The 22,139-nt window shown below is 36.3% G+C and carries 24 protein-coding genes; 5 read left to right on the forward strand and 19 right to left on the reverse strand.

What is annotated here, in order from left to right:
* Positions 1-13: 13 nt before the first annotated feature.
* Complete coding sequence (locus H4J61_RS13990) at positions 14-766, forward strand: DUF3108 domain-containing protein (protein ID WP_182185496.1); 753 nt, start codon at positions 14-16, stop codon at positions 764-766.
* Positions 767-905: 139 nt separating this feature from the next.
* Here the strand turns inward: H4J61_RS13990 and H4J61_RS13995 are convergent, their stop codons facing one another.
* Positions 906-1,691 (reverse strand): class II glutamine amidotransferase, encoded by a 786-nt coding sequence (locus H4J61_RS13995; protein ID WP_182185498.1) that lies wholly within the window; start codon positions 1,689-1,691, stop codon positions 906-908.
* Positions 1,692-2,041: 350 nt separating this feature from the next.
* Here H4J61_RS13995 and fadE point away from each other — a divergent pair, with 350 nt between their 5' ends.
* Positions 2,042-4,459, forward strand: coding sequence for an acyl-CoA dehydrogenase FadE (fadE, locus tag H4J61_RS14000; protein WP_182185500.1), 2,418 nt, complete (start codon positions 2,042-2,044; stop codon positions 4,457-4,459).
* 591 nt (positions 4,460-5,050) lie between these two features.
* Positions 5,051-6,103 (forward strand): aldo/keto reductase, encoded by a 1,053-nt coding sequence (locus H4J61_RS14005; protein ID WP_182185502.1) that lies wholly within the window; start codon positions 5,051-5,053, stop codon positions 6,101-6,103.
* A gap of 195 nt (positions 6,104-6,298) precedes the next feature.
* Here H4J61_RS14005 and H4J61_RS14010 read toward each other — a convergent pair whose 3' ends face one another.
* From H4J61_RS14010 to H4J61_RS14035, 6 genes are all read right to left on the reverse strand, one after another.
* Entirely contained in the window at positions 6,299-8,119 is a 1,821-nt protein-coding gene (locus tag H4J61_RS14010; protein ID WP_182185504.1) for an acyl-CoA dehydrogenase C-terminal domain-containing protein, read from the reverse strand.
* Positions 8,120-8,381: 262 nt separating this feature from the next.
* Positions 8,382-8,909 (reverse strand): hypothetical protein, encoded by a 528-nt coding sequence (locus H4J61_RS14015; RefSeq protein ID WP_182136876.1) that lies wholly within the window; start codon positions 8,907-8,909, stop codon positions 8,382-8,384.
* Positions 8,910-9,478: 569 nt separating this feature from the next.
* Complete coding sequence (locus H4J61_RS14020; protein ID WP_182185507.1) at positions 9,479-9,853, reverse strand: hypothetical protein; 375 nt, start codon at positions 9,851-9,853, stop codon at positions 9,479-9,481.
* Positions 9,854-10,104: 251 nt separating this feature from the next.
* Positions 10,105-10,329: a hypothetical protein gene (locus H4J61_RS14025; protein ID WP_182136878.1), complete on the reverse strand. Its 225-nt coding sequence runs from the start codon at positions 10,327-10,329 to the stop codon at positions 10,105-10,107.
* Between the two features lie 298 nt (positions 10,330-10,627).
* Entirely contained in the window at positions 10,628-11,167 is a 540-nt protein-coding gene (locus H4J61_RS14030) for an isochorismatase family protein (RefSeq protein WP_182185509.1), read from the reverse strand.
* A gap of 374 nt (positions 11,168-11,541) precedes the next feature.
* Positions 11,542-11,832 carry a YkgJ family cysteine cluster protein gene (locus H4J61_RS14035; protein WP_182136880.1) on the reverse strand — a complete coding sequence of 97 codons (291 nt, stop codon included), beginning with the start codon at positions 11,830-11,832 and terminating at the stop codon, positions 11,542-11,544.
* A 468-nt stretch (positions 11,833-12,300) separates the two neighbouring features.
* Between H4J61_RS14035 and msrA the strand changes: the two genes are divergently transcribed.
* Positions 12,301-12,894 carry a peptide-methionine (S)-S-oxide reductase MsrA gene (gene msrA, locus H4J61_RS14040; RefSeq protein ID WP_182185512.1) on the forward strand — a complete coding sequence of 198 codons (594 nt, stop codon included), beginning with the start codon at positions 12,301-12,303 and terminating at the stop codon, positions 12,892-12,894.
* A gap of 214 nt (positions 12,895-13,108) precedes the next feature.
* Here the strand turns inward: msrA and H4J61_RS14045 are convergent, their stop codons facing one another.
* Entirely contained in the window at positions 13,109-13,561 is a 453-nt protein-coding gene (locus tag H4J61_RS14045) for a DUF2127 domain-containing protein (RefSeq protein WP_182185514.1), read from the reverse strand.
* Positions 13,562-13,918: 357 nt separating this feature from the next.
* On the reverse strand, positions 13,919-14,041 hold the full coding sequence (locus H4J61_RS17990) for a hypothetical protein (RefSeq protein ID WP_259363343.1): 123 nt from the start codon (positions 14,039-14,041) through the stop codon (positions 13,919-13,921).
* A 433-nt stretch (positions 14,042-14,474) separates the two neighbouring features.
* Between H4J61_RS17990 and H4J61_RS14050 the strand changes: the two genes are divergently transcribed.
* Entirely contained in the window at positions 14,475-16,433 is a 1,959-nt protein-coding gene (locus H4J61_RS14050) for a methyl-accepting chemotaxis protein (protein ID WP_182185516.1), read from the forward strand.
* Between the two features lie 112 nt (positions 16,434-16,545).
* On the opposite strand, the gene H4J61_RS14055 is transcribed toward H4J61_RS14050, so the two are convergent.
* The 10 genes from H4J61_RS14055 to H4J61_RS14100 form a co-directional block, all read right to left on the reverse strand.
* A complete protein-coding gene (locus H4J61_RS14055; protein WP_182185518.1) occupies positions 16,546-16,824 on the reverse strand; it encodes a hypothetical protein in 279 nt (92 codons plus the stop codon).
* Between the two features lie 418 nt (positions 16,825-17,242).
* On the reverse strand, positions 17,243-17,437 hold the full coding sequence (locus H4J61_RS14060; RefSeq protein ID WP_182185520.1) for a hypothetical protein: 195 nt from the start codon (positions 17,435-17,437) through the stop codon (positions 17,243-17,245).
* Positions 17,438-17,565: 128 nt separating this feature from the next.
* Positions 17,566-17,757 (reverse strand): hypothetical protein, encoded by a 192-nt coding sequence (locus H4J61_RS14065; RefSeq protein WP_182136885.1) that lies wholly within the window; start codon positions 17,755-17,757, stop codon positions 17,566-17,568.
* Between the two features lie 142 nt (positions 17,758-17,899).
* Complete coding sequence (locus tag H4J61_RS14070) at positions 17,900-18,430, reverse strand: hypothetical protein (RefSeq protein ID WP_182185522.1); 531 nt, start codon at positions 18,428-18,430, stop codon at positions 17,900-17,902.
* Positions 18,431-18,553: 123 nt separating this feature from the next.
* Positions 18,554-18,898 carry a PDZ domain-containing protein gene (locus tag H4J61_RS14075; protein WP_182185531.1) on the reverse strand — a complete coding sequence of 115 codons (345 nt, stop codon included), beginning with the start codon at positions 18,896-18,898 and terminating at the stop codon, positions 18,554-18,556.
* Positions 18,899-19,025: 127 nt separating this feature from the next.
* Complete coding sequence (locus H4J61_RS14080; protein WP_182185533.1) at positions 19,026-19,340, reverse strand: hypothetical protein; 315 nt, start codon at positions 19,338-19,340, stop codon at positions 19,026-19,028.
* Positions 19,341-19,478: 138 nt separating this feature from the next.
* Positions 19,479-20,084, reverse strand: coding sequence for a DUF998 domain-containing protein (locus tag H4J61_RS14085; protein ID WP_182185536.1), 606 nt, complete (start codon positions 20,082-20,084; stop codon positions 19,479-19,481).
* A gap of 473 nt (positions 20,085-20,557) precedes the next feature.
* Complete coding sequence (locus tag H4J61_RS14090) at positions 20,558-20,791, reverse strand: hypothetical protein (protein ID WP_182185538.1); 234 nt, start codon at positions 20,789-20,791, stop codon at positions 20,558-20,560.
* 121 nt (positions 20,792-20,912) lie between these two features.
* Positions 20,913-21,245 (reverse strand): hypothetical protein, encoded by a 333-nt coding sequence (locus H4J61_RS14095; RefSeq protein ID WP_182185540.1) that lies wholly within the window; start codon positions 21,243-21,245, stop codon positions 20,913-20,915.
* A gap of 485 nt (positions 21,246-21,730) precedes the next feature.
* Positions 21,731-21,997, reverse strand: coding sequence for a hypothetical protein (locus tag H4J61_RS14100; RefSeq protein WP_182185542.1), 267 nt, complete (start codon positions 21,995-21,997; stop codon positions 21,731-21,733).
* Positions 21,998-22,139 lie beyond the last annotated feature (142 nt).

The raw sequence follows: 22,139 nt of genomic DNA on the forward strand, positions 1-22,139 counted from the left end.
TAGAGAGTTTACCATGTTGAAATCATTACCTTATATTCCTTTACTTTTGTCTAGTCTCACCTTTAACGTCATGGCAGCAGACAAAGAAAATAGTGTAGTGATCCCTGCATTTAACGCTCAATATACTATTTTGCGAAACAACAAAGCTGTTGGTGAAGCCACACGTAAGTTAAGCTATTTAAATAATGGCTTAGCGAAATACAGTTATCAGACAGAAATTGAATGGTTAATTTTCTCAGATAGTCGTGCAGAAACCTCTATTGTTAAGCTTGAAGGCTATAAAGTAACGCCAACAAGTTATGAATACAAACGTGAAGGTACTGGCTCTGACAAATATTATAAATGGCGTTATGACACAGCAAATAATAGCGCTATTGATGAGAAAAAACAGCAAACAAAAAGCATAGACTTCCCTGAGAACATTCAAGACTCGCTCAGTTACCATCTGCAGCTTCGTCTCAATATGATCACTAATCCCGAACAAGAGCATTTTGTTTACCCTGTGATTAAAACGTCAGGTTCAATCAAAAATTACGTTTATCAATACGACGGTGAAGAAGAGCTAATGTTACCTTATGGCTTGGTAAAAACCATTAGACTTAAACGTGAAGTTGTAGAGAAAAAGCGTATCACCTACGCTTGGTTTGCACCCGAGTTAGATTACCTGTTAGTTAAACTTTATCAAATTAAAGCGGATGTAGAGCAATTTGAAGTACAATTAAAGTCAGTGACCAACACCGATGCAGCAACCGCTTCAAGCAAATAATTAAACCTCAGTACACTTTTAATAATTTTTCTATCAGTTATCGTAAAGTGGTTTAGTAAAAAGTAACTGAATTAAACATGGTTAAAGTAAAAAGTGACTCAGTTAAAAGTCACTTTGTTTAACCACTTTTAAGCTTTCATTAGTCTTGCTTACTTTCAAAAATTAGCTGGCCTTTACAAAATAATAAACCTTCGCCTACTTGCATTTTTTGCCATGTTTCATCGTCAGTTAATGGTTGAGTCGCGATAACAGTAACAATATCATTTTCGGTAGTTTCTTGATCAAAATTCACCACCATTTCTGCATCAATCAAACTCGCTTTACCAAACGGCGCACGTCGAGTTAACCAATGTAAATTATTGGTACAATACACCAATAAAAAATCACCATCGGTTAACAATAAATTGAATACACCCAACTTATTGATTTGCTTACATAGCCCAATGATATAATGAAATAATACTTCAGCATTAGGCTGTTCGCCGTCAAACTCTTCTAAAAGTTGATCTAATATCCAACAAAAAGCCTGTTCGCTATCGGTTTCTCCAATAGGTAAATGATACTTTGTCGCTAACGTAGATTTAAAATCAGCTAATTGGCCATTGTGCGCGTAAGTCCAATTTTTACCCCACATAGGGCGAACAAATGGGTGGGTATTAACCAAAGATACATTGCCAGAGTTTGCCTGTCGTATATGACAGATCACTGTTTCACTTTTGATCGGGTAATCAGTCACCAACTGAGCAATAGGTGAATGTGCACTCGGTAGCGGGTCTTTAAAGCTGCGACACCCCTTGCCTTCATAAAAAGTAATACCCCAGCCATCTTTATGTGGCCCAGTATTACCGCCTCGCTGCATTAAACCACTAAAACTAAAACAAATATCCGTAGGTACATTGGCACTCATGGCCATTAATTCACACATAAAATAAAACCAATAAAAACAAAAATTGATGAAGCTAACACCAGAAAAGTACCGTGTTAACCGTTGAGGTATAATTAAGAAAAAATAAAAATAATCTATTATGTAAACTCAAATTAATCGAGCTTACTTGCCCATTTTACTTTGTTATAGGCAGTAATTAATACTGTTTTAATTCTTTACAGCAAATAATCCTAGTAAAGGGCGTTAGTAATGATAAATAATTTGAAATTATCTAGCAGACGAATTAAGCTTAAACTATTACGCTGGTCAGACCTTAAGCTCTGGTCTGACTATAAACTTTGGCCTGACTTTACCAACGTTGGCCAAAATATCAACATTAAGGGAAATATGTGGACTACTTAACTTGGATACTCATTGCTATAGCATTATGCGGGTTTATGGCTTATTCACGCGCCTCACTCTCAACATTTACCCTAGCATTTACCTTACTGATGATCGTCGGAACTTTTTTCCACGTGATCGCTTTCTTCGGTTGGCTAATTTTTGTCATTATTGCCCTGCCATTAAATATTGCTGATGTGCGAAAGCAGTATATTTCTAGTCCATTGCTCGCTATTTTTCGAGGCATTATGCCCGAAATGTCAAAAACTGAGCAAGAAGCTATTGACGCCGGCACTACCTGGTTTGAAGCGGAACTATTTCGCGGCACGCCCGACTGGAAAAAACTTCATAACTACCCTAAACCAAGATTAAGCGCAGAAGAACAAGCGTTTTTAGATGGTCCAGTAGAAGAAGTTTGTCGTATGACTGATGATTGGCAAACAACCCATGAACTTGCCGATTTAACACCCGAAGTATGGCAATATCTTAAAGATAATAAATTTTTCGCGATGATCATTAAAAAGCAATACGGTGGTCTAGAATTTTGCGCCTATGCTCAATCTTGTGTCTTACAAAAGCTTTCCAGTGTCAGTACCGTTTTATCATCTACCGTTGGCGTACCTAATTCACTCGGTCCGGGTGAATTATTGCAACATTATGGCACCCAAGAGCAACAAGATTATTATTTACCACGACTAGTTAAAGGTGATGAAATTCCTTGTTTTGCCTTAACGAGCCCAGAAGCGGGTTCTGATGCGGGTGCGATTCCTGATTTCGGCATTGTTTGTCGTGGTGAGTTCGAGGGTAAAGAAGTACTTGGCATGCGTTTAACATGGGATAAGCGATACATCACCTTAGCCCCTGTTGCGACGGTATTAGGTTTAGCATTTAAATTACAAGACCCCGACCACCTGTTAGGTGAAGAAGAAAACTTAGGCATTACCTGTGCATTAATACCAACAGATATCGAAGGTGTTATTACCGGTCGTCGTCATTTTCCACTCAACGTGCCGTTTCAAAATGGTCCAACCCAAGGTAATGACGTTTTTGTGCCATTAAGTTTCATCATAGGTGGTCCTGAAATGGCAGGACAAGGCTGGCGTATGCTGGTTGAATGTTTATCTGTGGGCCGCGCCATTACCTTGCCTTCAAATAGTACCGGCGGTATCAAGTCGCTAGCATTAGCAACGGGCGCTTACAGTCGTATTCGTCGCCAATTTAAAATAGCTATCGGTAAAATGGAAGGTGTCGAAGAACCATTAGCACGCATAGGTGGTAATGCCTACTTAATGGATGCAGTAACGACTATGTCGACAGGCGCAATTGATATGGGCGAAAAACCCAGTGTGGTGTCTGCGATTGTTAAATATCACCTGACCGAAAAAATGCGCACATGTGTCGCTGATGCTATGGATATTCATGGTGGTAAGGGTATTTGTATGGGCCCTAGTAATTATCTTGCCCGTGCCTACCAAGGTGCCCCTGTTGCTATTACTGTTGAGGGTGCAAATATACTGACTCGCAGTATGATTATTTATGGTCAAGGTGCTATTCGCTGCCATCCTTATGTGTTGGCTGAATTATCGGCGGCAAATAATGAAGATAAAACACAAGCACTGAATGATTTTGATCATGCCTTATTTGGTCATATTGGCTTTGCGATTAGTAATATTTGCCGTAGTGTTTGGTTTTCTTTTACCGGCAGTTATGCCCTTAGCGCACCTTTTAACGATGAAACTAGACGTTATTACCAACTAATGACCCGTTTTAGCTCAAATTTAGCCATGCTATCTGACATTGCTATGTTAACGTTAGGCGGAGATTTAAAACGTAAAGAGCGTATTTCAGCACGACTCGGTGATATTTTAAGCTATTTATACTTAGCGTCTGCCACCCTTAAACGTTACAACGATGAAGGTCGCCAAAGCGCTGACTTACCCCTAGTACAATGGGCCTTAGAAGACAGTCTATACAATATTCAACAGGCGATTGACGCACTCATTAACAACTTCCCCAATCGGATAGTGGCTAAAGTATTGCGACTGATCATTTTACCGCTCGGCTGTTGGTTGAAAAAACCGTCAGATATAACCGATCATAAAGTGGCGGCCTTACTGCAGTACCCGAATGAAACGCGTACACGCTTAGGAAAAGGTCAATACCTTACGCGTGAACCAGGCAATATTTTAGGGCAATTAGAACAAACGCTTGAAGATATTATTGCTTGTGAACCTATTTTTGAGAAAATTTGTCGTGAACTTGGTCAACGCCTGCCATTTTATCAACTCGATCTTGTTGCTGCAAAAGGCTTAGCGGCGAATATTATCACTGAAAAAGAAGCCGCATTACTCACCGCGACAGAAATTTCGCGCAAAGCGACCATTGATGTCGATGACTTTGATTCTGACTACTTAAAAGCGGGTTAGTTTTTAAGTAAAAATCATGGTTCTAAAGCCCCTTACTGCCAACAGCAATAAGGGGCTTTTTTTTGTTCAACAATTGATTAAGTTAATGTCAGCCTACATCAGTGCTAAATTTCAATTTCAATTTCAACCATCAATTTCAACCAATAGTACAAGGAGAATATTGGCCATTATTATTGCCATAAAGCGCTAATAAAAATGCCACTAACGCTTTGTGCTGTTTGAAAAACCAGTTAAATTAACTGATTAAGTTTAAGCGCTAAATAGCGAAGCTTGTCTGAATTAGCTTGTCTGAATTAGCTTGTCTGAATTAACTAGGTAACAAAACATCAACACATTAATTACCCAGTAAGAGTATGCCAGAAATTTTTTGCTACTATTTATACTAGCTTCCTGCCTATGATTTATTCTAGTATTGATAATCTAGTATTGGTAATATTAGCCATTGAAAATAGCCATACAGGCACAAGCCTTTATTAGCAACTTCCCCTTGAGCTTGTGCCATAAAATGACTTTAAATTTTAACCGTGACACAGCACTATAAATTTTGCATTTAGCATTCGATATTTAAACAAAGTATAAAAGGTTAACAAGATGAAATATGTTCGATTAGGCAGTAGCTCATTAGAGGTGTCACCTGCTTGTTTAGGCAGTATGACCTGGGGATTACAAAATAATCAAAGCGATTCTAATGCCCAACTAGATTATGCTCAATCACAAGGTATCAACTTTGTTGATACGGCTGAAATGTACGCCGTACCACCTAGTGCAGAAACTTATGGCAAAACTGAGGAAATAATTGGTCATTGGCTTGGTGCTAATCCATCACGTCGTAAAAACATTGTATTAGCATCAAAAATTGCCGGTCCCGGATTCTCCTACATTCGTGATGGTAGTAATATATCAGGTGCCAGTGTTATTGCCGCCGTTGAAGCATCATTAAAACGCTTACAAACCGATTATATCGATCTTTACCAGTTACACTGGCCTAACCGTCAGTCTCCTCACTTTGGTCGGCACTGGCCAAATGGCATTAACTATCCACAGGTTAATGTTGAACAACAAAATGAAGAAATGTTAGACATATTACAAGGCTTAGATAGTTGCGTTAAAGCGGGTAAAATTCGTTATTGCGGACTATCAGATGATACACCTTGGGGCATTAACCAGTACTTACGTTTAAGTGCTGAGCATAACTTGCCGCGTATGGTATCAATACAAAATGAATTTAGTTTGTTACATACAAAAGATTGGCCGTATTTAATTGAAAATTGTGTCCATGAAGATATCGCCTATTTACCTTGGTCGCCACTGGCAACAGGGTTACTGACCGGTAAATACCTCAATGGCCAACGCCCAGCAGGTAGTCGCTTTACCTTTATGCAACGCAATGGTCTTTTTAGAGATACAGCAAATACTTCAGCCGCAGTGCAGGCCTACGTCGACCTTGCCAAAAAACATCATATTTCGCCAGCCCATTTGGCTTTAGCTTGGTGTAAGCAAGTACATGGTGTAACTTCAACCATTATTGGCGCAACCAATATGCAACAATTGACAGAAAATATTAATGCTTTTAATCAACCACTGACCCCTGATGTACTGGAAGATATTAAGCAGGTATTGCAACGGTTTCCATCACCGTTTTAGCCAGAGATATATTTAAAGTTCATAGGCAGACACACTAAAAAATAAAAATTTCACAACAAAACTGACGTTTGCTGACAGAATCAAAAAAGGCCATATTCCTCATGAAATATGGCCTTTTTATTTTATTATCTAGATTAATTCTTACATAAAAACCTAGACAAAAATCTCAGCTAAAATATAGCTAAAACTCATTGCTTACAAGAAAGATAATAACTCTTCATCTAACTGCATTAAGGTTTTAGGATCAGCCATCATAGTTACCGCTAATGACTTAGTACGTGGTAATAAGCGTTCAAAGTAAAATTCAGCTGTTTTAATTTTTGCACGATAAAAATCTCTGTTTTCAACATCAGTCGCTAATTTTTCATAGGCAGCTTGCGCCATTTGCGCCCAAAAATAAGCCATAACGATGTAACCTGAGTACATTAAAAAGTCTACTGAAGCAGAACCAATAACGTCACGATCTTTTTTAGCTTTAAGGCCTAGGCGAATAGTATATTGTTGCCATTTCGCTACCGATGTACTTAACGGCCAGATAAACTTGTTCATTTGACGTTTATGTGGATTGCTCGATATCATGCTGTGATCTTTACAAAAAATCAGTATCTCTTTAGCAAAAGTATTTAACGATTTACCACGTGTCATTAGCACTTTACGACCTAATAAGTCGAGTGCTTGAATACCAGTTGTGCCTTCATAAAGCGTTGATATACGGGTATCACGAACAATTTGCTCCATGCCCCATTCTTTAATGAAACCATGACCACCAAAAATTTGTAGACCATGATTAGCACTTTCCTGTCCAAGCTCAGTTAAAAAGGCTTTTAAAATGGGCGTGATAAAACCTAAACGATTATCGGCTTTTTTACGGTCTTCTTCAGTTTTAGCATTATCTATATCATCAACAATTTTTGCGGTGTAATAGATCATCGCACGACCGCCTTCACTAATCGCTTTTTGGGTCATTAGCATTTTGCGTACGTCAGGATGACAAATAATAGGATCAGCGACTTTATCGGCATGTTTTGTACCGGTTAATGAACGCATAGACAAACGCTCTTTCGCATAAATCAATGAGTTCTGATAAGCCAATTCAGCGGCACAAACACCTTGTAATGCCGTACCAACACGTGCGGTATTCATAAAGGTGAACATACATTCTAAGCCTTTATTTTCAGGGCCAATTAACACCCCTTTGGCATTATCAAAATTAAGTACTGCTGTTGATGAGCCTTTAATACCCATTTTATGTTCTATAGAACCACAAGAAACATTGTTGAACTCACCAATAACGCCTTGCTCATCAGTTTGCATTTTAGGCACAATAAAGAGTGAAATACCCTTAGTACCTGCGGGCGCACCCGGTACTCTTGCTAATACAATATGAATAATATTATCGGTTAAGTCATGTTCACCGGCTGAGATAAAAATCTTAGTGCCGGTAAGGTTATAGGTACCATCACCATTTGGCTCAGCTTTGGTTTTAACTTGGCCTAAATCTGTACCACATTGCGGTTCAGTTAAACACATAGTGCCGGTCCACGACCCTTCAATAAGACGGGTAAGGTAAAGTGCTTTTTGCTCATCAGTACCATGAGTATCAATAGTATTCATCGCACCATGACTCAAGCCCGGATACATGGCCCAAGACCAGTTAGCTGTACCCATCAATTCAGACATTACCATGCCTAGTGATGACGGTAAGCCCTGGCCACCGTGCTCAACAGCATGTGACAAACTAGGCCAACCACCTTCAACAAATTTCTGATAAGCTTCTTTAAAGCCTTTAGGGGTTGTGACAACACCATTATCAAAAGTACAACCTTCTTCATCACCGCTTTGGTTAATAGGTAGCAGTTCATTTTCACTAAATTTTGCACACTCTTCTAAGATAGCATCTACCAAATCAGGCGTTGCTTCTTCAAATTCAGGATACTTTTTGTAATGATCGTAATACTTGAATACATCTTCAAACAAAAATTTGATGTCTGCTATCGGTGCTTTATAACTTAGCATGCTTAACTCCTAACACTTTTAATAATAATTTTTTGCATTACTGCACAAGTGATATCGAGTATACACAGATCCAACCACTGGTCCAACCACTATTTTATTTTTTACTAAAATAAACAGCTTAATTACAATATAAATCTTTTAAAACATATTGTTATTGGTGAAACATACATTATGCAACATATGATTTCAGACAATAAATAAGTAATAATTAAAGTAATAGTGAGTAAAAAGCTTATTACGAACAAAAAATTAAATGAATTTTCTAATCTTCAATAAGCCAATCAAGGTAACATTGCATAAACAGTTGCCAGAATTGCTGACCACCCGAAATTTCAATCAATTGCTGCTGTAGCCGCTGCAATATGACTTCATCAATAACACTACTGGGGTCTGGAAAAAATTGTGCTTGGGTTTGTTGACCATGATCAAACAGCAACTGCATACAAGCGATATAACTCACTAAACTCGTTGCTACTAGCTCTACTTCCCAACCTGCTTCAGCTAAAAAACCAGTATAAACGGGTAATTCTGCTTGATTGGTGTCAACAAAATACGGATCACCTAACTCGGTATCTCGGGCAAAAACCTGCCATGAGGTTTGCCAACAGCCTTTTTCTTCGCCAGATAAGTCTTCACTGGTTGCCGATTGACCTAATTCACTCATGCCAAAGCCAAGCTGTGCCTCATTTAATTCGTTTTGAGTTGCTACCTGCTTAAATCCTTGTGGGCCAAAAAAAACCTCTTGGTTAGCTGAGGTATTTAAAATACTCATCAGTTTTTTATCTGTCATATTTACCTAATACATTTATAAAATTTTGAGAACGTGAAAAATCATACCAATTTCATTAATTAGCTGGTCTACTTTATACGCAGTAAAAATGGCCAAATATAAGCATTTATTTTAATAACGAGTTGTTCTAATTATTAAATAAATAACGCAGTAGTGGGTTATTTTAACCAGTAAAAATGATCAGATAATTAATGAGATTGGTATTGTACGCTACTCAAAGCAAGCGTATGTCAAATTAATTAACCTTTAAGCTATTAAACACCAAAGATGTATTGCTCAAATATTGTAATTAACGCCGTTTGTAGTATATCTATTGGTTTTAGCGCCACTGTCGACAATAAGTCATATAATCTAGGATACGACTAACCGTAAGCCTCAAGACAATTGAGTCAGTAAAAAAGTTTCAAGCTTAACTAAAGAGTAGAACTTATACCGCCAACTTGACGGGCTAAAGCTAAACTTACCCGTTCGGAGGTGCGAACTGCACCGGTATAATGAAAGGTATAACAACAAACATGGTAACTTTTATTACCAGATATTTTTATGGTGTTAAATTAATAAGATGTGAATTAATAAGAAATATTGTACGCCATCCCCTTACATTTTGTATAAATATGGCAGCTAGCCGTATTCCTATTGACTAAGCAAGAATCAAACACTAAAGCATTACCACCCAATTTTTGCGTTTTAATCTCTAACGATGAAATTAATGTATTTTGGTCAATCTTATGATCCCTAAAGTCTAGTTGGCAATAGTCAGACTCAACGAAGCCAACCTGCGCTGCGCCTAGTTTCCAGACTTCATTGTAGGTATATCTTTTAACCGCATTTTTACGCATATGATTTTCTATTTGATTGACCAGGTAAGTATCTGCATTAGAATTTACTCGCACTGAAGAACAACCCGCAATCGCTAAAAAAGTAATAATAAAAGTCAGTTTCATGTTATTTCCCTGTTTCATGTCATTTCCCTATTAAACTTAATAACCTTATTAATGGCGCTATTAATAACTAAAATTGATTAGCTAATTGAGCGCCTAATTGAACACCTAATTGAGCGTCTAATTGATAAAACAGCCTAACTGCCATCAAAATAAACGCGACAGAAACACAATATAAAGTGCGTTGAACTTACCCGTTAAAATGCTACAAAGTTAACGGGCCATTATGGGTAGTCTGCTCTGAAATTTTGACATTATATGGTAGTTTTAAGCTCTTTATTGACGACTATGTCGTTTTTTAGCATTAAAACAATTAAGTACACTAAGTTTAAAGGCGGAGTAATACACAAGGCTACACCTATTATTGTTGCTATCTTAGGGTTCGAGGTTTTACGTTTACCTAAGTAATAACTTAAACCACCTACGATAAACATTGAGTAAAATATTAATTCACCCACAAATGTTATATTAATATTCAAGAGATTCTTCCTTTTACTAAGACCTATTCAAAAGGCTTTATAACTAAGTGAAATGTAGATGAGTAAAAATAACTCACCGCATATTGTCAAAGCATAGTGTTAACTAGTTCGCTTTCAAAATGTAAGTCTGAGCTTATTATAAAAGCACAATAATTCAAAACATTAACTAAAGTATAGGTACGAAAAATCGATAAGAGGCTAGTTTTAAACATCCCTAACAGTAATAGATTAAAGTAAGAAAGCTGATTTTTTATTTTCATAAGCTAACTATAAAGCCAAATTACTTATTCAAATTCACTCATCTAATTAAAGCTAAAATCTCTTTAAACTCATCAGCACGACAATCTTTAACAAGTTCATATAAGCACATTTCTAAGCCTGAAATATCTATACCTCTGTTATCGAGTTTATTTATTGCTAAGTGTTTATTGGCTAGAGTGCGAGAAGACACACAGTCACTAACAAGTTGCACTTTGTAGCCCAACTGTTGCAAGTGTAGAGCTGTTTGATAAACACAAATATGGGCTTCAATACCACAAATAAGCCAGTTATCAATATTAGCTGCTTTAACTTGCTCGATAAACAAAGGCGTTTCACAAGCATCAAAAGTAAACTTAAGCGTTGGCGTTTTCTCGACTAATAAAGCGCTAAGTTCAGCAACTGTCGCACCAAGTTTTACTGGATTTTGTTCGAGCCAAATAATGGGTAAACCAAGTGCCTGTGCACCTTTAATCAGCTTGCCACAATTAGCAACTACCACCTCACTATCATAAACCATGCGGGCAAGTTTACCCTGAACATCAATAACAATAAGCCCTGTACTCTCTTTTTTTAACATATGACTCCACCTTAAACTGAAACCTTATCGCACTAAAAATTTGAAACCAATAAAATGCTTAACAACTATTAACCATAATACTCGTGTTAGTAATATCGAATTAAAAGCAACATTTGGCAAGATAAAATAGGTGTACCGTTAACCGCTAACCCATTCATAAAATTATAAACAACAGTATTTAAAAGTAACAAAAGGAGTCTGAAAATTCATCTTTTTAGATAAAATATCCAACGCAAGGCCTGATAAAGTTGATGCTAATTTTTCAGCTTACTGCAATCATAACGAGGAAAGGAAGGAAGGCCAAAAGCGATGTTTTGTCCTTTTAAAAGCGTCAATTTAGCGTGAAAGGTTAACTGTTCTGATATTAATAAATACTACAGCTTCTCATTTCTTTCATCTATACATTCATATGAGCCCATCTCAAATTCACGACAAACCCATGGTCTGTTTTCATAGATTGAACACATTAATGTATCTCGATTAAGGGCTGAACATTTACCATCATCTAAGCGCCGCATTGATTCATGCCCATACGCATCAACATATATATGGTGATGTGGCACACCAGTATCTGAAATAATTCTAACTTCTAAACTACAACAACATGCCTGACAGTTTGAACATAAGATTTCAGGCACCGGCAAATTTTTTACTTTAATATTCATAAACAACAATAATAAGCTCAACAGCCCACAGGATACGCTATAGTGATAGGGTTCTCGAGCTAATAATACCAAGGCTCAAATAATAGCGAATAAAATAGTTAGCTAAAGTGCCGCGCTGAGTGAGAACAACCCATTATACTTTTATGTTTGAGTGCTTAAGTTACTTTAAAATACACAATATTCACCACTAAAACAGGTAAAACATACGCCAAAAATTGAATCCCGGCTTGTTGGTGTTTACTGACTCATTTGTCTACTGCTTTACTGAAAACCTCTCGTGATAGCGATAAAGCGCTAGGGGAAATAAATAGAAAATATTCAACATGTTGGCAACCTTTACTTTAAAACTCATCGCTATTAAGCCTGTTGAATTTAACCATAAGTGAAATGATTTTTATTAACAGCAGGTCTTTAATTATATCTACATAACTATTTATTGATTCACCACATCGATGCGAGATTTTTATTATGAAAAAAATATTAGGATTAGTTTTATCAATATCGGTGCTTTTTTATGCATCATTCGCCAACGCAGATAAAGCCATTTTAGCGGGTGGTTGTTTCTGGTGTATGGAATCTGATTTTGAAAAATTACCGGGCGTTACAGATGTAGTCTCAGGCTTTACGGGCGGTAAGATAAAAAATCCAACTTATCAAGGTGACCATCGAGGCCATTATGAAGCAGTAGAAATAACCTACGATCCAGACAAAGTCAGCTACCAAAATATATTAGATCATTATTGGGTGAATATTGACCCTTTTGATGCAAGAGGTCAATTTTGTGATAAAGGGCCAAGCTACCTAAGCGCCATTTTTGTTGCTAACGAGCAAGAAAGAACATTAGCTGAACAATCAAAAAAAGCAGTTATAGCAGCGTTTCCTAATCAAACCGTAGTTACACCTATATTAACCACTAGTACTTTTTATCCTATTAAAGGTAATGAAAGCTACCATCAAGATTTTTATAAAAATAGCCCAATACGATATAACGCTTATCGTTGGGGCTGTGGTCGAGATCAACGTTTAAAAGAGATTTGGGGTGATAGAGCAACGCATGATTAATAAAGATGATCTTGCTGATTGTAAAGTAACACATGCTACCAAAAGCATTAGCTACGGCACTTCGAAGGCTAGGATTAGGCTTAGCCTCAACAAACATGACTAAAATTTACCAGTTAATATTAGTCATGTTTAACGGCACAAACTACACAATCTCCGTTCAAAAAATTGAAGAGCCGCTTTTAACAAATCAGTTGGCAAGAGCAATATTCGCTAACTAAGCTTCTTTGCGTTTGGTTTTTATTACGCTATACATGTATACAACGATGATGCTATTTATTAAAAGCAATGAAAAACTAAGAAGGTTATAAGTTACTATAAATTTGTAAAGCTCAAAAGGCAAATAAATCGCACCACTAATTAAAGCCAGCCATTCAGTCCACTTAAGGCCATGCCATAAACCATATGCTTCAACAAATCGAATGATTGAGTACAAAAGTGCCCCAAAAGCAACAAGAACAAGATTAGAATTATTCAACTCACCAATAGTACTTATAAATATACTGGGATAATGACTCGCAGGATTAAGATGTAAGTGAGTCAATATTCTCTCGAATAATTGTGGGATATTCTCCCCAGCAAACTCATGAAGACCAAGTCCAATGCCTAGTGCTAACAAGCCTTTTAATGCTTCAAAGATTGCAATCGGCTTTAACCCTTTTTGATTCATATACTTTAAATTCCAGTTCTAAATGCGCAAAAAAAAGTAAATAACTATGAGGCCTAATCTCCTGATAATAGTCTAAATAATGTTTGATTAAAATTGTCTAGCGAAACCTAGTTAACTGATACGCATTCTTGTATGTTTTCTCGTTAATAGTTTTACCAACCAAGCATTTCAGGATCTGTTTCGTTACGAAATTTATCTGATAATTTAGCAAGTAAAATTTCATCAACAAGCCCTTACCTGCGAATTAACATAAGTTGTATCTGTGCTTTTGACCTACTATGCCCATCAAAAAGTATCGCCATCTGCTTATCTCTATTTTGAAGTAATTTATATAATAAAAGGTACCGGTTATGAACATTATTTTTTTGATCTAAAATTACGTCTTGTGATTCTCCCAGCACCATATATAACTAAAGTGCAGTATTTTTCAATTGCCTTATCCTTAAGCTCAGTGAACACTTTCCAATCTGATTCTTTCATAGTCACTTCCTATTTCCAAGTCAACCAAATGAACAATACCTTACTAAACATCAATAAAATAGTTGGCTAAAATGTTGAATTAAATAAAAACAGCCAACTCATTATTATTTTCATAACATCCTCTGTTTAATATTGTATTTGCCTGTTGCCCCACTAAGGAGCTAAAAATTTCTTGCTAATATATTGAAGCACAAAAACCACAAACTGTTATTTGTCGTTCTTGACTAGCTTGTATGGCAAACACTTGGGTCGCCAAGTACGTTAAAGGTTTTGAAGTGGAATGAGTAAATTTAAAAAACGATCGCCACTTAATTGCTCACCATGAATTTAAGCGGTTGAATCGAAATAAATAAACGTCTGTAAAAAGGATCTTGGTCTCAGCGTCACTCTCAGTTATATTATGGCTACATTTACGATTATTTAACGACTTTTTATGAATATTCGCTCTAAACTAACGTTGAGTTTTGCCGCTACGGTTATTTTGCCTATTATTGCTATTGCGATTGTCAGCATATCAATGACGATCTCTAAGTCTTCAACTAGCTTTGTAGAACGCACTCAGGATGAGTTAAGACAAGTAGACAACGGCTTTCAACTCTTCTTTCAACAAATCAAAGCTAACGTAAAATTTTTAGCTCAAAATAAATTGACAGCCCAACTTCCTGAGAATACTCATACTTATATTGACTCTGATCATATGATGGAGCCAAAAAATGACTCTATCGAAGAATTAGATTTATATAAACTATATGAAGATTTTGGTTCATCACACCCTGATTTACTTTACGTATACACAGGCACCAAAGAAGGTGGCTTTGTTCAATATCCATTAGAAGTGCTTGGAGGTTATGATCCAAGACAACGTCCTTGGTATAAACAGGCACTAGCCTCTCCCAACGCTCCAATTATTACTGAAGCATATCAAGATGTCATAGGAAAACCTGTAGTAACTTCTGCGTTAGTAGTCAAAAATAAGCAAGGTGATATTATAGGCGTACAAGGTCTAGATGTTACCCTTTCAACATTAACGGATATATTAAGTAATACAAAACTAGGTGAAAGCGGCTATCTCATTCTTATTGATGAGTCAGGAACCGTATTAGCTGATGCCAAAACACCAGAGAATAACTTCAAAAATATTAAAGATCTTTCATCATCATTATTTTCTATATTACAAAAAAGTCCAAATAAAGATCATTTTTCTACCGAGCATTTAGGGGAAGATGTTGATGTTGCCAGTTATTATTCAAAAGAATTAAAGTGGCGTTTTGTTGGCGTCATCCATAGCGATGAAATTTTAGCGCCTGCATTTAGTATGAGCCAGACCATTACCGTGATTGCCTTGATCATGGTTACATTATTTATTGCCATGGGATTTTGGTTAGCCAATCGTATTGTTCAACCCATTAACCGTGTGGCTGAAGGTTTACGTGATATTGCACAAGGTGATGGAAATTTAACTAAGCGACTAGAGATTATTGGTCAAGATGAAGTCAGTGAATTGGCTCAATGGTTTAATCAATTCTTAGACTCGATTCATCAGCTTGTTGTTGATATTAAAACCTGTGCATCAACATTAAATGTCGCGGCTAATGAATCGGGTATACAAATCGCTGATGTAAAAGCAGTCAGCCATAAACAAGAAAAATCAATAGATAATGTGAATAACCTTATCACAACAATGACAGATATCGCACATCAAACCTCAAACGACTGCCAAGAAAGTTCAACGACTATTATGAAAACTGAAGAATACTCAAAAAAGGGAATTTCGTTAATTTCTGTCACGGTAAGTGAAGTGAGTTCGTTAAATAAATCGTTAAGTGAATCATCTCAATCGATGAAGTCACTTGAACTGGAAAGTGAGAATATTACTAAAATATTAGATGTTATCAGAAGCATTGCAGAACAAACTAATCTGTTAGCACTTAATGCGGCTATTGAAGCGGCAAGAGCTGGTGAGCAAGGGCGAGGTTTTGCTGTGGTCGCAGATGAAGTAAGAACATTAGCGCAACGCTCACGAGGCGCTACCGAAGAAATTGATGCTGTATTGATGAACTTGCTAGATAAAACACGTGTTGTTTCTCAACAGATGGCCGTGAATGTCGAACAATCGAAGCAAACTATCGAAAAAATTGAACAAGCGAATCAATCATTTAACGAAATCAGTTCTTTGGTTGGACAAATGAAGGAAAATATCTCACGTATTACTCAAGCCGCAGATCAACAGCGCAGTTCATCGGACTTGATCAATGACGATATTAGTGGCATTAATCAATCGGCAAAAGGTATTGTTAATACTGCTGATACATTGGCCGATGGATCGAATGACTTACTTATTTTATCCAAAGATTTAACAAATTTAGTTGGTCGCTTTAAAGTCAGTAATTAACACCTGATATTAGTATTAAATAACGAACCTGTATATATTAACTATGAATACGACCCTGTAACAGATTTTGTTACAGGGTCTAGCCAACGGTTATTTACCCTACTTGAAAGGCTTATAATTGCTCCGCACTATGAAGTTGCATAGTAAAAATTATAAGTAATACCCCCCATATACCAACAATACCTGAACCACTAAACCCTGCAGCTATTACCAAAGGTTTTACAATAAACAAGTGTGCTAAAAATACAGGAACAATTAACCATGCAACCATTTTATAGTTTGGAGATAGTTTGATTTTTTTATCACACTTTGGACATGTTTTAGGATTACCAAATTTATTTAGTGCTTTAGAGAAAAAGTGTAATTTATAACTACAGTGAGGGCATTTCATATACTGTCCTTAGTAATCTAACGTTAACAGCAGGCGCGCGCTTTTCGCATCGCTTGGCTCACCTGGTTAGCGATTTTTGTACTTTATTTAGTAGTACTACTACGAATACACCCTAACAGCTTCGTTGACCTGCCACCGGGCACACGAACGAACTCAAATGGCAGGGCGTATTTTGGTTAGACACTGATATTAAAAGTGGTTTTTAAGAGCCATGATAAGACACCACTAAAGAGAGAAAAATGTAATTGCCCTTTTGTTCGCGTTGATTCCCATGCTTTAAATTAATCATCTTTCATTTGATTTAACTTCCATGTTTGAATGACACCAGCGCCCCAATAAGAGGCAAATAATTATTGGCTAAATAAGCGACGAAGGAGCAAATAGCCAACTTTTTTTGTCCTTTTAAACAACTTATATTTTAATTATCAGCAGGTTCGTGAGTTGATTGCTTTTTACTCAACAAGCTAATCAACTGGACTTGAGATTCAGCTATAGACTTCTGAGATCCTGCAATATCTGTAATACGGTTTAGTAATTTGACAGCAAAGACGATAATTCCAACTACAATTGCGAGTTGAAAAATAATGGCTAAAAAAGCTACTCCTGCGAACATATACGATCCTTATATAGTGAATGAAACCTAACGCCTACTTAAGCGGAAAAATATAGTTGACTAAAATGTTAAACGGAGTGAAAACAGCCAACTGGATTTTTCCGTTTGAAGTTCTTGTTAGTAGTGTTTTAACCCACCGAACTTTCTTTTTTGGCAGCACGATTTTTAATTATACCTAAAGATAAGAATACTATAGATGAAATTAAAAACACTCCAGAACCAAAAAAATCTTGTTCAATAACATTATAAATTAAACCTAAAAACATAATAAAAGATGCACTTAGATAATATTTAGATTTAGATGATGACTTACTTTCCATTAATACTTCCCTGAAATTGATAACCGATATTTGTTGATGCAAATAATGGCCAAATAATGACCAAATAACAGTTGGTTAAAATAAGTGACGCTGGAGCAAAAACCAACTGTTTTTTGTCCTTGTTGAATTGCTGTTAGGCGAATTAACTGTCACCGTACTTCTTGTTTGCTTTAAATGCTTCAACTTCTAAAGGAGCATTGGAATATCCATATTTTGCCAAATCAGATAAATGCTGAAAAATAATTTTGTCCAAGCTTGACCTTTCGATTTGTAATACGTGAACAAGTTCGTGTGCTAATTTGGGGGTATCAAGTTCATATCCCTTTCTAACGTATATTGAGTAGCCAAAAACTTGGGCATTATTAATAATATTTTCGCCAATAAAACCTAACGACAACCCCATTTTCTTTAAACCTTCATTTTCATAAGGGTACGGGACTCTATCAACGTAAACGATTTTGACTTTTTCAGGAAATTTAATCCCGACTTCACTAGCTAAATTAAGTCCTTTTTTATCTAAAGGTATACCTATCTTTATTCCCTTTTTATCTACTTCATGCGCCCACTCGATATATTGTGGTAACAATTGCTCAAAAGCTCCTACAGCCTCGTTATTTGCATTAGCTTGCCAAGATATCAGGCTTGCAAAAGTTAAACTCATTATTATTTTCATAGTATCCTTTATTAAATGTAAGGCATTCGCCCAACGCCACGTTAAGCGGCAAAAAATTGTTGGCTAAAATTGTGAACGGAGTGAAACAGCCAACTTTTTTTTGTCCGTTTAAACGCCTTATAGTTACCAAGCACTTAGAGTTATTTTGACAGGGACTTTGCTACCGTCTGTATTTTCTAGCAATAGATGTAAAACTTCACCTGACTCTTTTCGCATTAGTTTCTTAGCTTCACTTGCTTCACAACCTGGGATTTTACAATCCTCAACTGAAATGATTTTTTGTCCAGCCACAATTCCCGCTTTTTCAGCGGGTGAATTCGGTTTAACACTTTCGATGGTGTAGGAAGTTAAAGTTGGACTGAAAAAACCGTCGGCTTCTACATTACCTGAGATGCCTATTTTTATAGGTTCTCCGGCAAAGGCACCTAATGATGTAATAGAAATTAAAGTTACTAAAAATTTGAACATTTGCATAACACTCCATGTAAATATAACGCCCAAATAACGGGCTAAATATTGTTGGCTAAAATAAGTGAACGTAGTGAACAAAAAGCCAACTGTATTTTGTCCCTGTTTATTTTCTTATAGCTTGCTTTTAGCCTGCAAACTTTTTAACGATTTCCAACTCTTTAGGACAATGCTTAACAACCAATTCGTACACTTTCGAATAATCGACTTCTAACCCACTTACTGAGGGTAACTTCTGTTTAGTTAGGTTTTCTAAAACGCTATTTAAGACGATTTGTTTATAACTGACACCTTTATAGTTCTCTTGATCTAATGGAGCATTTTCCATGCACTCCATTAGATTAATAAAAACGTTATCTGGAATGGTGTCCTCTGTCGCGATTGAAGGGTTGGCAAAGACAAGACCAACAAATGATGAAATCAGTAGTACTTTTTTAAACATATAAACTCCTTTTTAAATGCCGCTATCGACAAGCATGCTAACGCCGCAATAAGCGGAAAATTATAGTTGGCTAAAATGTTTGAGGTACGAAAAACAGCCAACTATAATTTTCCGTTTGATTGCCTTGTTAGTTTACAATTACACCAATACTAATGAAAAACCACTTAACCACATAAGTTGAATACCATAAGAAATACGTTGATGAATGCCAGGGTTACTTTGAGATTTTACGGCTTGCGCCATAGCGAATAGATAATAAACAGCAGCGATAACAGAAACAACTGAAAAAATACGGAAATATAGAGGGATCATTTCTGTTGTTGGACTTATAGCTACTAATATTGGTGCTACAACTAGCGAAAATAACATAATAAAACCAGCCCAAGAATGTACTTTACAATTAAAAGTTGGATTCTTAGTAAATGGATCAGCGTCCATAGGGAAATACCCAGCTACCCATGTACCAATGCCATGAGCTATGACTAACCAACCCGCAATATTAACTAAGATGGAAACGCTTGAGAGCTGCGCCAAATACCAACCGAAAAAGCAAAAGAGAAAGCCTAGAGGGTAATTATTAATTAAGGGTGACAATTTTTCTGTTGGGCTGCCTGTAGCACCTAATTCACTACAAAATTGTTTAGAATGACTGTAACCAGTATAAAATCGGCTTGCTACATAAACACCAATAAAGATCCAGATTGTTGCAATTAACCCTGAATAGATCGCAATACTTTCAAACACTACCAAAATCCTTTTTGTAAACTAACGCCTACTTAAGCGGAAAAATATAGTTGGCTAAAATGTTGAACGGAGTGAAAACAGCCAACTGTATTTTTTCCGTTTGAAGTTCTTGTTAGCATGCTTTACACCAAACTATTTTTATTTTGAGTAAAGCCAATTGAAAAATTTTATCCAAATTTGATAGAAGACTAAAGTTGTAATAATTTTAATTACAAAATAAAGTGGGTCAAACGAATCAGGAAAAAAAAGATAATTAAAATTTAGCTTATAAAACGCAAATTCAGACATAAAAAATGCAAAAATAAAAGCCAATACATTGGCTAGTTCAGAAGTAGGGTTTTGCCAAAAAGATTTAAACATATGCTTTCCTTGCATGCTAACGCCTACTTAAGCGGAAAAATATAGTTGGCTAAAATGTTGAACGGAGTGAAAACAGCCAACTGTATTTTTTCCGTTTGAAGTTCTTGTTATATTTATTTTTTACTTGCATCACTAATATGTTTTTTTAAAGATTCTACTTGCGATTCACAAGACTTTCTTTGAGTCTCTGGCATATCGGAACACTTTTGAAATTGACTATTAGATTTACTCATGGCAACAGCAATTGAAAGGCAGAGTGGATCTGTACATTTTCTAGGGTCTTCTTCATATACTTTGCTAACACAACCAATCAAGTTGAAGGTTAAAATTAAAATAATCCATTTCATCATATATCCTTTTTGGGAGCTCATTAAAAATATAACGCCACGTTAAGCGGCAAAAAATTGTTGGCTAAAATTGTGAACGGAGTGAAACAGCCAACTGTTTTTTGTCCGTTTGAACGCCTTGTTAGGCATTGGCGTGCAGCTTAGTTCGGATACGTGATTGTGATTCTTCGTTTGAACTATCCCATTGCTCAAATAGACCAAACCAATACAATCTCTCGTTTAAAGTTAAACCACCGATACCTTCAACAGCGATCTTCTTAAATACTTCAAAGCTAGAATGAAACCCATTCGATTCATTAGTATCTTTAAACCATACATTTCCGTGCCACTTACCTATCATGAAAGCTAGATTCCCAATATCACTTTCATCATTCTTCCATTCGCTGACCCAATGAAGTAAACCTTCTCTTAGTTCCACTTCAGTCACGGAGGCTACTAATTCATCGAGATTCATATTGATGCCTAACGCTTAATTAAACTGCAAAAATAGTTGGATTGGTTTTTGCGCCTTTTGCAAAAAACGAGACAAGCTATATTTGTCAGATTGAATTACCTTGTTATTTGATGGTTGCGTGAGAACACTAACGATAACAAGCACTTTACGGCTTAAGACAGCCCGACCGTAGCAGCAAAAAGTGCCCAGCGCCACGACTAACCCAACCTTGAACTTTGAGCCAAACACTAAAGGATATTTAGCTAATGGCTTTACAGCAATATTGTCTTAAAAATAGTAAAGCCTATTAGCGGTAATAACCAAACCGCTTAGGCGAAAACTTATGAACCACACACTAAACCAATATGAAAACACCGCACTTACAAATAAAATCTAACTTGATTTCGTGGTGCCAAATAACGCCCCTGTTAAGCGGCAAAAAATTGTTGGCTATAATGTGAACGGAGTGAAACAGCCAACTGTTTTTTGTCCGTTTGAACGCCTTGTTAGGTGAAATTACTCAATACATTCTGAATGATTTCAATAACTTCGTTTGTATACTCTAACAATTCGGGTGGAACATCAATATTTGATAGGTTATCTAAGTTATCAGTAATTTCATTCCATTTATCTTTTATGAAATCTTTAGCCACATATTTTAAGTCTTTAGGGAGTTTTGCAGATTCTAAAGCTAAGGAAATTCTGAAATCTAAATCAGTGCCACTTAAGTTATAGCTACCTGACTCAAGCTTAATTGAATAATGATTTGGCATTGAAACTCCTTTTCACCTAACGAGCCTGTAGAATTACTCGTTTTTATTATAATTATTTAATCAAAATACTCTAACTGGATTATTTTCTTTTAACAATCAAAAACGTTTACGTTTTTGGCGATTTTAATGTTTGCATTGTTAA

Origin of the sequence: Colwellia sp. MB3u-4 (assembly GCF_014077065.1) — a bacterium.
Lineage (GTDB): Bacteria > Pseudomonadota > Gammaproteobacteria > Enterobacterales > Alteromonadaceae > Cognaticolwellia.

Excerpts from the sequence above, each read along its gene's own strand:
- H4J61_RS13990 (WP_182185496.1), top strand. The coding sequence starts at position 14 with ATGTTGAAATCATTACCTTATATTCCTTTACTTTTGTCTAGTCTCACC.
- H4J61_RS13995 (WP_182185498.1), bottom strand. The coding sequence starts at position 1,691 with ATGTGTGAATTAATGGCCATGAGTGCCAATGTACCTACGGATATTTGT.
- H4J61_RS14005 (WP_182185502.1), top strand. The coding sequence starts at position 5,051 with ATGAAATATGTTCGATTAGGCAGTAGCTCATTAGAGGTGTCACCTGCT.
- H4J61_RS14010 (WP_182185504.1), bottom strand. The coding sequence starts at position 8,119 with ATGCTAAGTTATAAAGCACCGATAGCAGACATCAAATTTTTGTTTGAA.
- H4J61_RS14015 (WP_182136876.1), bottom strand. The coding sequence starts at position 8,909 with ATGACAGATAAAAAACTGATGAGTATTTTAAATACCTCAGCTAACCAA.
- H4J61_RS14020 (WP_182185507.1), bottom strand. The coding sequence starts at position 9,853 with ATGAAACTGACTTTTATTATTACTTTTTTAGCGATTGCGGGTTGTTCT.
- H4J61_RS14030 (WP_182185509.1), bottom strand. The coding sequence starts at position 11,167 with ATGTTAAAAAAAGAGAGTACAGGGCTTATTGTTATTGATGTTCAGGGT.
- H4J61_RS14035 (WP_182136880.1), bottom strand. The coding sequence starts at position 11,832 with ATGAATATTAAAGTAAAAAATTTGCCGGTGCCTGAAATCTTATGTTCA.
- msrA (WP_182185512.1), top strand. The coding sequence starts at position 12,301 with ATGAAAAAAATATTAGGATTAGTTTTATCAATATCGGTGCTTTTTTAT.
- H4J61_RS14045 (WP_182185514.1), bottom strand. The coding sequence starts at position 13,561 with ATGAATCAAAAAGGGTTAAAGCCGATTGCAATCTTTGAAGCATTAAAA.
- H4J61_RS17990 (WP_259363343.1), bottom strand. The coding sequence starts at position 14,041 with ATGAAAGAATCAGATTGGAAAGTGTTCACTGAGCTTAAGGATAAGGCA.
- H4J61_RS14050 (WP_182185516.1), top strand. The coding sequence starts at position 14,475 with ATGAATATTCGCTCTAAACTAACGTTGAGTTTTGCCGCTACGGTTATT.
- H4J61_RS14055 (WP_182185518.1), bottom strand. The coding sequence starts at position 16,824 with ATGAAATGCCCTCACTGTAGTTATAAATTACACTTTTTCTCTAAAGCA.
- H4J61_RS14060 (WP_182185520.1), bottom strand. The coding sequence starts at position 17,437 with ATGTTCGCAGGAGTAGCTTTTTTAGCCATTATTTTTCAACTCGCAATT.
- H4J61_RS14065 (WP_182136885.1), bottom strand. The coding sequence starts at position 17,757 with ATGGAAAGTAAGTCATCATCTAAATCTAAATATTATCTAAGTGCATCT.
- H4J61_RS14070 (WP_182185522.1), bottom strand. The coding sequence starts at position 18,430 with ATGAAAATAATAATGAGTTTAACTTTTGCAAGCCTGATATCTTGGCAA.
- H4J61_RS14075 (WP_182185531.1), bottom strand. The coding sequence starts at position 18,898 with ATGTTCAAATTTTTAGTAACTTTAATTTCTATTACATCATTAGGTGCC.
- H4J61_RS14080 (WP_182185533.1), bottom strand. The coding sequence starts at position 19,340 with ATGTTTAAAAAAGTACTACTGATTTCATCATTTGTTGGTCTTGTCTTT.
- H4J61_RS14090 (WP_182185538.1), bottom strand. The coding sequence starts at position 20,791 with ATGAAATGGATTATTTTAATTTTAACCTTCAACTTGATTGGTTGTGTT.
- H4J61_RS14095 (WP_182185540.1), bottom strand. The coding sequence starts at position 21,245 with ATGAATCTCGATGAATTAGTAGCCTCCGTGACTGAAGTGGAACTAAGA.
- H4J61_RS14100 (WP_182185542.1), bottom strand. The coding sequence starts at position 21,997 with ATGCCAAATCATTATTCAATTAAGCTTGAGTCAGGTAGCTATAACTTA.